Source organism: Streptomyces sp. TRM68416, assembly GCF_014596915.1.
Classification (GTDB): domain Bacteria; phylum Actinomycetota; class Actinomycetes; order Streptomycetales; family Streptomycetaceae; genus Streptomyces.
Genome location: NZ_JACVWU010000001.1, coordinates 618,445 through 632,268, shown reverse-complemented (window position 1 = coordinate 632,268; position 13,824 = coordinate 618,445). Strand labels below are relative to the sequence as shown.

Genomic DNA, 13,824 nt, shown 5'->3' with positions numbered 1-13,824 from the left:
TTCGCGAGGCGGACCTCACTTCCCCGACGGGAAGGCGGGTCCGCCTTTCGCGTGTTAACCAAGAGACATACGCGTACGTACGTAACTGGAGGCACATCCCATGACCACCTTCGTGGACCGCGTCGAGCTGCACGTCGCCGCGGGTAGCGGAGGTCACGGCTGTGCCTCCGTCCACCGTGAGAAGTTCAAGCCGCTGGGCGGCCCGGACGGCGGCAACGGCGGACGCGGCGGCGACGTCATCCTGACCGTCGACCAGTCCGTGACCACGCTGCTCGACTACCACCACTCCCCGCACCGCAAGGCCACCAACGGCAAGCCCGGTGAGGGCGGCAACCGCTCCGGCAAGGACGGCCAGGACCTGGTGCTGCCCGTGCCCGACGGCACCGTGGTGCTGGACAAGGCGGGCAACGTCCTCGCCGACCTGGTCGGCCACGGCACCTCGTACGTCGCCGCGCAGGGCGGCCGGGGCGGCCTCGGCAACGCGGCGCTGGCCTCGGCCCGGCGCAAGGCGCCCGGCTTCGCGCTGCTCGGCGAGCCCGGTGACCTCCAGGACATCGTCCTGGAGCTGAAGACCGTCGCGGACGTGGCGCTGGTGGGCTACCCGAGCGCGGGCAAGTCCTCGCTGATCTCCGTCCTCTCGGCGGCCAAGCCGAAGATCGCCGACTACCCGTTCACCACCCTCGTCCCGAACCTGGGCGTCGTGACGGCCGGCTCGACCGTGTACACCATCGCCGACGTGCCGGGGCTGATCCCGGGCGCCAGCCAGGGCCGGGGCCTGGGCCTCGAATTCCTGCGGCACGTGGAGCGGTGCAGCGTGCTCGTGCACGTGCTGGACACGGCGACGCTGGAGTCGGACCGCGACCCGGTGTCCGACCTCGACGTCATCGAGGCGGAGCTGCGCGAGTACGGCGGTCTCGACAACCGGCCGCGGATCGTCGTCCTGAACAAGATCGACGTACCGGACGGCAAGGACCTCGCCGAGATGGTGCGGCCGGACCTGGAGGAGCGGGGCTACCGCGTCTTCGAGGTGTCCGCGGTCGCCCACATGGGGCTGAAGGAGCTGTCGTTCGCGCTGGCCGACCTGGTCTCCCGGGCGCGGGCGGCGAAGCCGAAGGAGGAGGCGACGCGGATCGTCATCCGGCCCAAGGCCGTGGACGACGCGGGCTTCACCGTCGTACGCGAGGACGACGGGCTGTTCCGGGTGCGCGGCGAGAAGCCGGAGCGCTGGGTGCGGCAGACCGACTTCAACAACGACGAGGCCGTCGGCTACCTCGCCGACCGGCTCAACCGCCTCGGTGTCGAGGAGGAGTTGATGAAGGCGGGCGCCCGGGCCGGCGACGGTGTCGCCATCGGTCCCGAGGAGAACGCGGTCGTCTTCGACTGGGAGCCGACGATGATGTCCGGGGCCGAGATGCTCGGACGCCGCGGTGAGGACCACCGGTTCGAGGCGCCGCGGCCCGCGGCCCAGCGCCGCCGGGACCGGCAGGCCGAACGGGACGAGGCCCAGCAGGAGTTCGACGACTTCGAGCCGTTCGAGGGCTGACCCCGGGAGGATCCGGCCCACGGCAGGGCGACCGACCACGGCAGGGCGACCGACCGTCGGTCCGGTGAGTCGTACGGGGCACGCGGGTGAGGATCTCGGTCCTCTCCGCGGTCAACTGCCCGGACGATTCCCCGGATTCGAGGTGCCCGAGCCCGTTTCGCGCGGAAGGCGGCGGTGCGTGGCGGTCGCCGTCGCCCTGCCGGCCGGGGCGTGACCGCGTTGCCGGTCGCTCAGAACGACGAGAGCGGCGGCATCCGGGCCTTCCGCTCCACCTCCGCCGGGGCCGCGGCCGGGGTTCCGTCTCCCTCGGGGCCCGCGCCTTCGGCAGGGCCGTGAACGGCGGCCGGTTCGGGGGCTGCCTCCCGGACTGATCGACCCCGGTCGAGATCCCCAGGCAGACAACGAGGCGTTCTTGTTGTCTGTCTGTTTGTCATGCGCGCGAACCCTGCGATTCAGCGGGCCGCCCCACCGGAAGCGTGAGCTTTCAGGTGTCCAAGGGGCCCGTGACGCAAGGGAGTTCGCAGATGACCGAAGCGATGGCCGACGCGAGGACCGCAGACTCACCCGACCGGCGCCGCTTCCTGACCGCCGGTGCCGCCGTGCTCGGCGCCGCCGCCTCCGCCCAGCTGTGGCTGCCCGCCTCCGCGCGGGCCGCCGAAAGAGCCCTGCCCGAGGGCGTGTTCAGCCTCGGCGTGGCCTCCGGTGACCCGCTGCCCGACGGCATCGTGCTGTGGACCCGGCTCGCCCCCGATCCCCTCAGCGGCGGCGGCATGCCCGACAGCACCGTGCCGGTGCACTGGGAACTCGCGCAGGACGAGCGGTTCCGCAAGGTCGTGCGCCGGGGCACCGCGCAGGCCCGCCCCGAGTACGGGCACAGCGTGCACGTCGACGTGCGGGGGCTGCGCCCGGGCCGTACCTACTGGTACCGCTTCCGGGCCGGCGGCCGCATCTCGCCGGTCGGCCGCACCCGTACCGCGCCCCACCCGCTCAGCACCCGCGGCAACCTGCGCATCGCGCTCGCCTCCTGCCAGAACTGGCAGCACGGCTACTTCACGCCCTACGCCGACATGCTCGCCCAGGACCCCGACGTCGTGCTGTTCGTCGGCGACTACATCTACGAGTCGGTGCCCTCGGCGACGGCGCTGCGCCGGCACGAGGGGGCGGGTGAGCCGTACACCCTGGAGCAGTACCGCAACCGCTACGCCCAGTACCGCAGCGACCCCGATCTCGCGGCGATGCACGCGGGCGCGCCCTTCGTGGTCACCTTCGACGACCACGAGGTCGACAACGACTTCGCCGGTCAGATCCCGCAGGACCCCCCCAAGCAGCCGCACGACGCGTTCGTGGCCCGGCTGACGGCGGCCTACCAGGCGTACTACGAGCACATGCCGGTGCGCGCGAGCGCGGTGCCGAACGGTCCGCACATCCGGATGCACCGCCGTCTGGAGTTCGGCCGGCTCGCCCGCCTCAACGTCCTCGACACCCGGCAGTACCGCAGCGACCAGGCCACCAGTCAGGCCGGTGCCCAGGACCCCTCGCTCACCATGCTCGGCGCCGGGCAGAAGCGATGGCTGCTGGACGGGCTGCGCGGCTCCCCGGCCCGCTGGAACCTGATCGCCTCGCAGATCATGATGGCCGAGACGGACCTGCTGGTCGGCGAGGGCAAGCAGTGGTTCTACGACGCCTGGGACGGCTACCAGGCCGAACGCAACGAGCTGCTGCGGGAGTTCAAGGGCGTGCGCAACCCGGTGGTGCTCACCGGCGACCGGCATCTGACGATGATCAGCGATCTGAAGGAGGACTTCGCCGATCCGGAGTCCGCCGTGGTCGGCGCCGAGTTCGTCGGCACCTCCATCGCCAGCAACGGCGACCAGGACCAGGCCGCCTTCCACGCCCAGTGGGACCCGCGGCGGCCCGACAACCCGCACTGGAAGCTGCTCGACGCCCACCGCGGCTACCACCTCTTCGACATCCGTGACGACGGCATCGACGCGACGGTCAGGGTCGTGGACACGGTCCGGCAGCCGGTCGCCACGCCGAGCACGCTGGCCCGGCTGCGGGTGGAGGCGGGCCGGCCGGGAGTGGAACTCGTGTGACGGATGTGGCGCTCGTCACTGTCACCGCCCGCTCTTAGGCGTCCCTCAGCAACGGGGCTTACCGTCCCTTGACTATGGAGACGGACTGCACGAGAGATGAAGTCCCGGCCAACGGCACCGTCACCCCGCTGCCGGCCGGGACCCGCCTGTTGCACATCGGCCCGCACAAAACCGGGACCACCTCGATCCAGGGTGCGCTGTTCGGCGCCAAGGAGGCGATGGCCGAGCACGGCGTCGACTTCCCGGCCACCAGCAGGCACCCCATGCAGGCCGCCCTGGCGGTCTGCGCCCGCCCCGGGATGATCGGCAACCAGAAGCCCAAGGAGCAGCACTGGGCGACGCTGGTCGAGCAGGTCGCCGCCACCGGCGAGCGCACCTCGGTGATCAGCAGCGAGTTCTTCGCCGACGCCCCCGACGACGAGACCATTGAGCGGATCGTCCGGGAGCTGGGCGGCGACCGGGTGCACGTGCTGGTCACCCTGCGCCCGCTGGCGAAGATCATGCCCTCGCAGTGGCAGCAGTACGTGCAGAACGGCCTGCGCATGGACTACGAGCGCTGGCTGAAGCACAAGCTGAAGAAGCCGCCGTACGACAGGCCCAACCCGAGTTTCTGGCGGCGGCACCGGCACGACCGGCTCGTCGAGCGCTGGGTGCGGGCCGTGGGCGCGGACCGGGTCACGGTCGTCGTGGTCGACGACCGTGACCGGGGCGGGCTGATGCGCACCTTCGAGGGGCTGCTCGGGCTGCCGGAGAATCTCCTTCAGCCCGTTCCGGACACGGCGAACCGGTCCCTCACCCTCGCCGAGACCGAAATGCTGCGGAATCTCAATGCGGAATTCCGCGGGAATGAGCTGCCGGACGAGCTCTATTCGAAGCTCATCCGGTACGGCGCCGTCATCCATATGAAGAACGCGTGCTCACCGGGTCCCGACGACGTGAAGATCAGCACCCCGCAGTGGGCGGTCGAGGCCGCCGCCGAGCTCGGCGCGGAGATGACGGAGCGGATCGTCGCGATGGGCGTACGGGTGCTGGGCGACCCGGCGCTGCTGTCGGCCGTGCCGAAGGCGAAGGAGCAGGCGGTGAGCAAGGTGCGGATGGATCCGGAGGTGGCCGCGCAGGCCCTCTACGGAGCCCTCGCCGCGGTCGCCGCCGAACAACCGGTGCCGAACGTCGCGCCGCCCGTGCAGCCGCGGACCGTTCACCAGACGTCTTCCAAGGAACTCGTGAAGGTGCTCGGCCATCGCGCACTGAAGAAGTTGCGACGCCGCTGAACCTGTGCGGTTACTCACAGCAATTACAAGGGCGTCCGCGGAACCGCTCCGCCTATCACCAGGAGTACAAGGTGAATGACAGGTTGCGCGCACATATGCGGTGGAGGTCGCTCACCTTGCACTGCGGTAACCGGAAGTGGGACCATTTCCACGTTCCCTGTCGCCCCAAGGTAGGTCACCTGTGTCCCAGCACATAGCCAAGCCCCGTACCACCGCAGTGATCCTCGCCGGCGGTACCGGTCAGCGCGTGGGTCTCTCGATACCCAAGCAGCTGCTGAAGATCGCCGGCAAGGCAGTCATCGAGCACACCCTGACCACCTTCGAGAACGCGGACTCGATCGACGACGTCATCGTGCTGATGGCGCCGGGCTACGTCCCCGACATCGAGAAGATCGTCGCCAAGGCCGGTTTCACGAAGGTCAAGAAGATCATCGAGGGCGGCGCCACCCGGAACGAGACCACCGAGCGCGCCATCGAGGCGCTCGGCGAGGGCCTGGCCGAGGGCGAGGACCTCAACGTCCTCTTCCACGACGCCGTACGGCCGCTGCTGTCACAGCGTGTGATCGACGACTGCGTCATCGCCCTGGAGCGCTTCCAGGCCGTCGACGTGGCCATCCCGTCCGCGGACACCATCATCGTGACCCGCACGCACGGCGAGGACGGCGAGTTCATCACCGAGATCCCGGACCGCTCCCGCCTGCGCCGCGGCCAGACGCCGCAGGCCTTCAAGCTGTCCACGATCCGGCGGGCCTACGAGGTCGCCGCCGGCGACCCCAACTTCCAGGCCACGGACGACTGCTCCGTCGTACTCAAGTACCTGCCGGACGTGCCGATCCACGTCGTGGCGGGCGACGAGTACAACATGAAGGTCACCCAGCCCGTCGACGTCTTCATCGCCGACAAGCTCTTCCAGCTGGCCTCCACCGCCGTGCCCGAGCAGGTCTCCGAGGAGGCCTACCGCGAGCTGCTGACCGGCAAGACCGTCGTCGTCTTCGGCGGCTCCTACGGCATCGGCAAGGACATCGCCGAGCTGGCCGAGTCCTACGGCGCCAAGGTCTACGCCCTGGGCCGCTCCACCACCGGCACCCACGTGGAGAACCCGGAGGAGGTCGACGACGCGCTGTCCAAGGCGTACGCGGAGACCGGACGCATCGACTACGTCGTGAACACCGCGGGCGTGCTGCGCATAGGGAAGCTCGCCGAGACCGACAACGCCACCATCGAGGAGGCGCTGAAGGTCAACTACCTGGCCCCGGTGCAGATCGCCCGGTCGTCCTACAAGTACCTGGCCGAGTCCAAGGGCCAGCTGCTGCTGTACACCTCCAGCAGCTACACCCGCGGCCGCGCCGAGTACAGCCTGTACTCCTCCACCAAGGCCGCCATGGTGAACCTGACCCAGGCGCTGTCCGACGAGTGGGCCGGCGACGGCGTCCGGGTGAACTGCATCAACCCCGAGCGCACCGCCACGCCGATGCGTACCAAGGCCTTCGGCCAGGAGCCGGCGGGCAGCCTGCTCTCCTCCGAGGCCGTCGCCCGTACCTCGCTGGACGTGCTGCTGTCCGAGCTGACCGGCCATGTCATCGACGTCCGCCAGCAGGACCCGACGGCCGGTGCGGCGAAGGCCTCCGGGTTCGAGGCGGCCCTGGCCGCGGTGCTCGACCGCCAGGACGGCGTGTAATAATCGAGCGCATATAGCTTTGAGGAATTCAGGCCTCTGTGGGTGCCCGTTAAAGGAGCGTTCGCAGAGGCCTGAATCCGTAGCACCATAAATTCAGAACAAAACCGGCACTCACCTTCCCAGAGCAGGTTTCTCCGTGATTTCCACCGCTATACGCGTCGCCCGGGTGGGCAGCGCGGCCGAGCTGGCCGCGGCGGTCCTCATGATGCTGGGCTTCCCCTGCCTCATGGTCGCCGCGCTCGTCCCGAGCGTCCCCGCCTTCGCGGCCGCGGCCGCCGTGACGTACCTGGCGGACCACTTCCTGCACCGCAGGGGCAGCTACCTGGTCAACCGCCTGAGCAAGGTGCGGGCAGGCCTGTCGATCCGCTTCCTGATCAGGCAGCTGCTCCTGGTCCTCCTGCTGGCCCGGCTGGACCTCTCGGACAACCTGGTCTTCTACGCCGCGGTCGCCGGTTTCATCCTCTTCTACGGCCTCCAGGCCCCGCACGGCGCGCTGGTCACCCTGATCCGCAACCGCCGCCGCATGCCGGTCGCCACCCGCAACGTTGACCTGGTCTCGCGCATCCGCATCCCCGACGCCCCGCCGAGGGGACTGCTGAACCGCTCCGCCGAGAAGATGCTCCACCTCGACCTGATCGCCGTCTGCGGCGTGCTGGTCTCGGCGTTCCTGGACGAGCCCGCGGCCGGGTTCCTCGGCATGGGCCTGACGCTGCTGCTGAGCTCCCTGTACGTGCTCGCGCTCGTGCCGTACGTCCGCGGCCGCAGGATCCCGCCGAACGCGGACACCGTGCTGGCCGCCGTCGACGACTGGCTGGCCGAGTACCGGCCCGAGACGGTGCTGTACTTCTCCGGCTCCAAGGACTCCGCCTACCAGGTCAACATGTGGCTGGAGACGATGGAGCAGCTCGACTCCAAGCCGCTGATCCTGCTGCGCGAGCGCGTCATCCTGGCCAACCTGGCGCCCACCACGGTCCCCGTCATCTGCGTGCCCGGCGGGGTGCACCTGATGAACATGGACCTGTCCACGGTGCGCGTGGCGCTGTACGCCGCGAACGTCGGCAAGAACATCCACATGCTGCGCGTCCCGACCATGAAGCACGTCTTCATCGGCCACGGCGACAGCGACAAGCTGGCCAGCGTCAACCCGTTCAGCAAGGTCTACGACGAGGTGTGGACCGCCGGACGCGCGGGCCGCGACCGGTACGCCATAGCGGACGTCGGTGTCCGCGACGACGACATCGTCGAGGTCGGCCGCCCGCAGCTGGCGCCCATCCAGACCTGGCAGGGCGTGCCGGACGGACGCATCCCGACCGTGCTGTACGCGCCCACCTGGGAGGGCTGGGACGGAAACCCCGGCAACACCTCGCTCATGCTGGCCGGCGAGAACATCGTGAAGCAGCTGGTGCAGGCCGACCCGCCGGTCCGTGTCCTGTACAAGCCGCACCCGTTCACCGGCACCGTCAGCGCCGAGGCCGGCGCCGCGCACCGGCGGATCACCGCCCTGGTGGAGAAGGCCGCCGCCGAGCGTGCCGCCGACGCCCGCTACCGGCCCGACACGGCCGCCCAGGCGCAGGCCAAGGCCGAGCTGGCCCGGATCGAGGCCCGTATCGCCGAGCTCTCCGGCAACGGCAAGGAGCGCGGCGACGAGGCCGAGGCCACCCGCGACGGCGTGGTGGACGTGGCCCGGCACGAGGAGATCGCCCGGCTGCGCGCCGAGTGGAACGACGCGTACTGGCGTTCCTTCGGCTCCTACGAGCACCGTGTGATCACGGGCGCCGAACCGCGGCTGTACGACTGCTTCAACGTCTCCGACGCGATGGTCTCCGACATCTCCAGCGTGGTCTCCGACTTCATCGCGAGCGGCAAGCCGTACGCGGTCACCGACTCCGCCGAGCTGGGCGCGGAGGAGTTCAAGCGGCAGAACACCGCGGTGCGCGCCGCGACGATCCTGTCCAACAGCGCCGCCGAGCTGGGCGGTCTGCTGGACGCGGTCCGCGACCCCGCCGCCGACCCGCTGGCGGAGGAACGTGCCGAGCTGAAGCGGTATCTGCTGGGCCCGGACGAGCCGACGTCCATCGACCAGTTCAACACCGCGGTGGCGAACCTCTCCCTGAAGGCCGAGGCCCGCAACCTCGGCCAGGAGTCACGGATCGCGGCGGCGGAAGAGGCGGAACTGGCGGGCTGACCGCCGGTCCGGCCCCGCACTTCGGCCCCCGAGGAGTTTCCCTCCCCGGGGGCCGAAACCTTTTCCTTCCTCATGCGTACTGTGACGTGGCCCACTAAATGGGTGAAGCGGAGCAACCGCTCTCTGAAATGAACCGTCTAGTAGGTAGCGAAAAGGAGATACGGGAGAAAACCTTCCGTTTACCAAGGGGAACCGAGTGACCGTGACCCAGCCCGACGTCAGCGTGATCATCGGTGCCTACGAGGCGATGCCGTATCTCGTCGAGTGCCTGGCGTCCGTCGAGGCGCAGACCATGGACGCGACCCGCATCGAGGTCATCGCGGTCGACGACGGCTCGACCGACGGCACGGGGGAGTACCTGGAGGAGTTCGCGGCCCGCGCCCCCATGCAGGTCACCGTGATCCGGCAGGAGAACTCCGGCGGCCCCAGCGGCCCGCGCAACGTCGGCCTCGGCAAGGCCACCGGACGCTACGTCTTCTTCCTGGACGCCGACGACCGGCTCGGCGCCGAGGCCCTGGAGCGGATGGTCGCCATGGCCGACCGCAACGGCACGGACGTCGTCCTCGGCAGGGTCGAGGGCATCAACCGCAACCCCCCGAAGTCGATGTGGGGCCGCACGCTGGACCGCACCGACGTCTGGTCCTCCAACATCAAGTTCACGCTCAGCGCCCAGAAGCTGTTCCGCCGCGCGCTGCTGGACCGGCACGGCATGCGGTTCGACGAGTCCCTGTGGACCGGCGAGGACGCCCTGTTCACGATGGAGGCCTACCTGCGGGCCGACGGCGTCTCCGTGCTCGCCGACTACACCTGCTACTACCTGGTGGGCCGCGAGGACGGCAAGCACGTGACGAAGAGCGGCGGCTACGCCCTGCGCTTCGACTCCGCGCGCGCCCTGATGGACCTGATCGCGCGGATGTGCCCCCCGGGCCCCAAGCGCGACGTGCTCATGGTCCGCCCCTTCACCGTCACCCTGCTGCCGCAGTTCGGCCCGAAGTTCCTCAAGGACAGCAAGGAGGTCCGGCGGCACAAGTTCGAACTGGCCGCGCCGCTGATGGCGGCCTACTGGAACGAGGACGTCGCCCGCCGTGTCAAGGTCGAGCAGCGGCTGCGCCTGCACCTGGTGGCCCGGCAGCAGCCCGAACTCCTCCTGGAGGTCCTGAAGTTCGCCAAGGCCAAGAAGCAGCCGACGGCCCTCCTGGAGAAGAAGGGCCGCCGCCTGTACCTCGCCTACCCGTACTTCCGCGACGCCAAGGCCGGCGTCCCCGACTCCGTGTACCTCGCCGAGCCCCGCGAGGCCCGCGCCTTCCCGGGCTACCGGGAGGGCGGCATCGACACCTTCATGCGCCGGGCGCTGGGCAAGGCACGCCGGTTGCTGCGGTCGACCGGCCGGACCGCGACCGCCTGACGGTTCACGTGCGGGCGGGCGCGTCCTCCTGCCGTTGCTCCGGTACCTCCGCCGCCAGCCGCTCGGCCATCCGCGCCCGGTGCTCCCGGGCGGCCGAACCCAGCTCCTGTACGGCCGTGTTGAACCGCTCCTGGGCGCTCGGCTCGGCCGGACCGAGCAGATGGCGCTTCAACTCGGCCCGCGCGGCAGCCAGTTCGTCCTTCTCCGGATCCCGCACCGCCGCCAGCAGCGTCGGCACCCCGGCCGCGTCCGGCGTCAGCACGGTCGCCGCCCGTACGGTCGGGAAGGTCTTGCGGAACACGTCCTCCGCGAGCCCGCTGGTGTTGGCCACCGCGTACGGCTTCTCACTCGCCAGGAAGTCGCTGATCACGCTCGACACATCGCTGATCAGCAGATCGGACCGGTCGAAGCAGGAGAACAGCGTGGGCCGGACGTCCGTGACGACCTGGTGCTCCCACTCGGGCAGCGCCGCCCAGTAGGCCTCCTCCCAGGCGGCCGTGGCCCGCGCCACCGCCTGCGCGCGCCCCGCCTCGGGCGTCGACTGCACCATCATCCGCTCCACCTGGTCCGCCCGAGCCCGGAAGCCGGACGTGGTCAGCCGGTCCAACTCCCGCGTCAGCCGGGCCAGTTCGCCGTCGTCAGCGGGACGTTCCCCCGACCGCTCCCGGTTCGCCGCCCGCACCAGCTCCCGGATCCGCAGATCGGCCGCCCCGGCCCGCGGATCGACCGAGCCGGTCAGCGGATGCGGCTTGTACAGCAGCCGTACCCCCGGATCCGCCAGCAGCGCCCGCACGAGGTTCTCCCCGGCCTCGACCACCGAGGTGTTGCCCGGGTTCCCGTCCCAGCCCTCCCAGGTCGGCGCGTACAGCACGGTGGTGTACGGCCCGGTCGGCGGCCCCGCGTACCGCCGTACGGCGTCCAGCTGCGGGCGGCCGATCTCCACCACGTCCTTGTCCTCGACGCCGACCTCGGCCAGCGCGTACCGCTCACGCGCCGCCGGACCGGCCACCCACACCTCGTCGTAGGCCTTCGCGTACGGATTGCAGGAGGACAGCTTGTCGCTCTCGCCGTGGTTGACGAAGGTGTGCTTGAGCGTCGGGATGCGCAGCACCTGGGAGGTCTTGCCGGAGTTCGACGGGTGGATGAGGACCTGGAGGGTGGACTGCTCCAGCCGCATCAGCGTGGAGACCCTGGGCAGACACAGGATGGGGATGTCGGTGGGCGCGATCTTCTGCACCATGAACCGCTCGCGCAGCACGATCAGCGGGCGCCCGTCCAGCCGCGCGATCGGCTCCAGCCACATGTTCGCCTGGTAGGCCGAGGACGTGCCGCCGGAGAAGTACAGCCCGACGGTCGGCCGGTACTCCGCCAGCCACGCGTCCAGCCACCTCAGCACCTCCTGCTCGCCCGCCGGGCGGCGGCCCGGCAGCAGCCGCAGCAGCAGGCCGGACAGGCCCACCAGGGAAAGGCCCAGGGACAGCGCGATGCCCAGGGCCGCGCAGCGCGGGTCGGCGGTGGCCGCGGTGCCCAGCAGGCCCGCCGTCGAGGGCAGGCCGTAGACCAGCAGCCGGGGGCCGGGGCGGCGCAGCAGGAGCGGTGGCGCGGGGGACAGCCGCAGCGCGGAGGCGTCGATGTTCCGGGTCACCACCGGTAGGGTGCGGGTGCGGCGGACCAGGACGGAGACGGCCTGGATCGCGCAGTGCAGCGCGTAGAAGGCCAGCAGACCGGCGACGAGCGGGGCGTACACCGTCTCCCGCTCCTGCCCGCCCAGCCGCAGCAGACCGACCACCAGCAGCAGGTCCCGCACTACGTGCCGCACGGTGATGTCCGCGTGCGACTTGGCGAACACCGCCAGCATGCCCCGCTGCCACCGGAACAGCACGCCCTCGACGGCCAGCGCGGTGGCGGTGGCCGCGAGCAGCAGCGGGACGTGGGGAAGCAGCGCGGCCACGGCCTGGGCGCAGAAGGCGGCGCCCAGGGCGGCCGCCACCAGCGCCTTCACCGGGAGCCGGGGGCGCAGGAGCGGACGGAGGGGAGGTAGAGGCACGGCGGTCACTCCAAGGTCGGCGCAGAACGTGCGTCCGGGTTAACGCGCGCCTGCCTCCCGACGACACGCGGGTGTCCGGGTTCTTGGCCTTGGAATGACGGCCGGGTACGGGCTAACGCCCTGTCTGGATCGCCCTGCCCATCGCCCGGCGGGCCCGCCGGTAGACGGAGGTCGGCTGCTGGGCCTGGACGACCACCGGCGCGGGCTTCTGGGCCAGCTGCTTCTTCAGCTTGGCGTTCTCCGCGGAGAGCGCGCCGATGCGCGTCTGCAGCCAGCCGAACCGGGAGGCGAGGGTCGCGGGGTCGCTGTCGATCCAGGGGCGGACGCCGGGCGGGAAGGACAGGGAGCGCATGCGCTTCTCGAACGCCGCCCCGCCGTCACCGTGCGTGAACGTGTTGCGCAGGCCGTTGCGGTCCAGGAAGCCCGTGAACCGCTCGAACCGCTCGTGGTGGCCGTCGACCAGCGCGGAGTAGTCGGACTCCGCGTACAGCTCCGCCGGGTCGACGACCTCGCCCTTGGCGAGCTGGTCGATCCTGCGGTGCGGGATGTCGAAGTAGCGGCAGAGCTCCAGCGTGCGCGAGTCGCTGCACAGCACGGTCGCGGGCGTGCCGGCCAGCAGCGCCGCGATGTTGCCGTGGATGCGGGAGCCGAACGAGTAGTCGAACTCGCGCAGGTCGTCGATCCAGGTGATCGGGTCGATGTAGACGCGCGCCTTGTCCTCCCGGTACATCGGGTGGTCCGGATGCGTCGGCATCGCCGTGATCCTGCCGTTCGGGTGGGACAGGTCCCGCCAGTGCAGCTGCTGGGCGTCGCTGAGGTTCTGGCCGATGTAGCGCAGGTGGGGGTAGCGCTCGTGCGCGGCTGCGATGACCCGGTCCAGGCCCTGGGACTGCACCGCGCTGTGCGAGCCGTTGATCGCGATGCGCGACTCGGCGGTGAGCGCGGGCACGCCCTTCCGTACGGCGAGGTCCTTGCCGTACATGAACAGCGACGGGCAGCCGATGACCTCGACGTCCCGGAAACCCATGTCCTTGAGGTACTGCTCGGTGAACTCGCCGCGCACGCCGATGGAGGCGCTGCGGTCCAGGACCGCCGAGACGAACGCGCGTACCGACTTCTCGATGGGCTTCAGGCGCGCCGGGTCGTAGCCGAGCCCGGTCTGGGCGCCGACGCCGACCACGACGACCGGTATCTTCAGCTTGCTGATGAGCTGTGTCATCCGCTTCAGCGACGCCTCGAACGACGGCCGGAAGGCGTTGGCGAGCGGTACGACGAAGGCGTCGTACTGGTCGTTGATCCTCCCTGCGGCCTTGACGTCCGTCCTGATGCCGTTCGAGACGACCTCGGTGCCGGGCGTCTCCAGGATCTTGTGGGTGGCATCACTGAAGATCAGGTTGCCGGAGTTGGTGGCGATCACGTCACGGTGGAGGGCTTCCTCCACGGGGACGACGTCGTAGGGGCTCTTCCCCGATCTGAGGAGGATGCGCTGCATGGGGGGAACATTCGATGACACAAAGTCCAGACTAAGTTTAGGGAGTCTTTCATTTCTATATGGAACCCGTACAACCTTTTTGCCATACGCAGGGCGTGAGTGAATGA

General features: G+C 70.1%; 8 protein-coding genes. 6 read left to right on the top strand and 2 right to left on the bottom strand.

Features of this window, described 5'->3' with window-relative positions; translation table 11 throughout:
- Positions 1–100 precede the first annotated feature (100 nt).
- The 6 genes from obgE (at position 101) to ICC28_RS02840 (ending at position 10,178) form a co-directional block, all read left to right on the top strand.
- A complete protein-coding gene (obgE, locus tag ICC28_RS02865) occupies positions 101–1,543 on the top strand; it encodes a GTPase ObgE (protein ID WP_188286742.1) in 1,443 nt (480 codons plus the stop codon).
- 524 nt (positions 1,544–2,067) lie between these two features.
- Positions 2,068–3,639: an alkaline phosphatase D family protein gene (locus ICC28_RS02860; protein WP_223188192.1), complete on the top strand. Its 1,572-nt coding sequence runs from the start codon at positions 2,068–2,070 to the stop codon at positions 3,637–3,639.
- A gap of 74 nt (positions 3,640–3,713) precedes the next feature.
- A complete protein-coding gene (locus tag ICC28_RS02855) occupies positions 3,714–4,910 on the top strand; it encodes a hypothetical protein (protein ID WP_188286741.1) in 1,197 nt (398 codons plus the stop codon).
- A gap of 181 nt (positions 4,911–5,091) precedes the next feature.
- On the top strand, positions 5,092–6,588 hold the full coding sequence (locus tag ICC28_RS02850) for a bifunctional cytidylyltransferase/SDR family oxidoreductase (RefSeq protein WP_188286740.1): 1,497 nt from the start codon (positions 5,092–5,094) through the stop codon (positions 6,586–6,588).
- Positions 6,589–6,724: 136 nt separating this feature from the next.
- Positions 6,725–8,773: a hypothetical protein gene (locus ICC28_RS02845; protein ID WP_317453946.1), complete on the top strand. Its 2,049-nt coding sequence runs from the start codon at positions 6,725–6,727 to the stop codon at positions 8,771–8,773.
- 196 nt (positions 8,774–8,969) lie between these two features.
- The gene (locus ICC28_RS02840; RefSeq protein ID WP_188286739.1) at positions 8,970–10,178 is read left to right on the top strand and encodes a glycosyltransferase family 2 protein; all 1,209 of its coding nucleotides are present in this window, start codon (positions 8,970–8,972) and stop codon (positions 10,176–10,178) included.
- A 4-nt stretch (positions 10,179–10,182) separates the two neighbouring features.
- On the opposite strand, the gene ICC28_RS02835 is transcribed toward ICC28_RS02840, so the two are convergent.
- Positions 10,183–12,225, bottom strand: a complete 2,043-nt coding sequence (locus ICC28_RS02835; protein WP_411158561.1) for a hypothetical protein — start codon at positions 12,223–12,225, stop codon at positions 10,183–10,185.
- Between the two features lie 112 nt (positions 12,226–12,337).
- A complete protein-coding gene (locus ICC28_RS02830) occupies positions 12,338–13,717 on the bottom strand; it encodes a polysaccharide pyruvyl transferase family protein (RefSeq protein WP_188286738.1) in 1,380 nt (459 codons plus the stop codon).
- Positions 13,718–13,824 lie beyond the last annotated feature (107 nt).

What these genes read in the sequence shown, in the direction of transcription:
- obgE (WP_188286742.1), top strand. Translation starts at nt 101, where the DNA reads ATGACCACCTTCGTGGACCGCGTCGAGCTGCACGTCGCCGCGGGTAGC.
- ICC28_RS02860 (WP_223188192.1), top strand. Translation starts at nt 2,068, where the DNA reads ATGACCGAAGCGATGGCCGACGCGAGGACCGCAGACTCACCCGACCGG.
- ICC28_RS02855 (WP_188286741.1), top strand. Translation starts at nt 3,714, where the DNA reads ATGGAGACGGACTGCACGAGAGATGAAGTCCCGGCCAACGGCACCGTC.
- ICC28_RS02830 (WP_188286738.1), bottom strand. Translation starts at nt 13,717, where the DNA reads ATGCAGCGCATCCTCCTCAGATCGGGGAAGAGCCCCTACGACGTCGTC.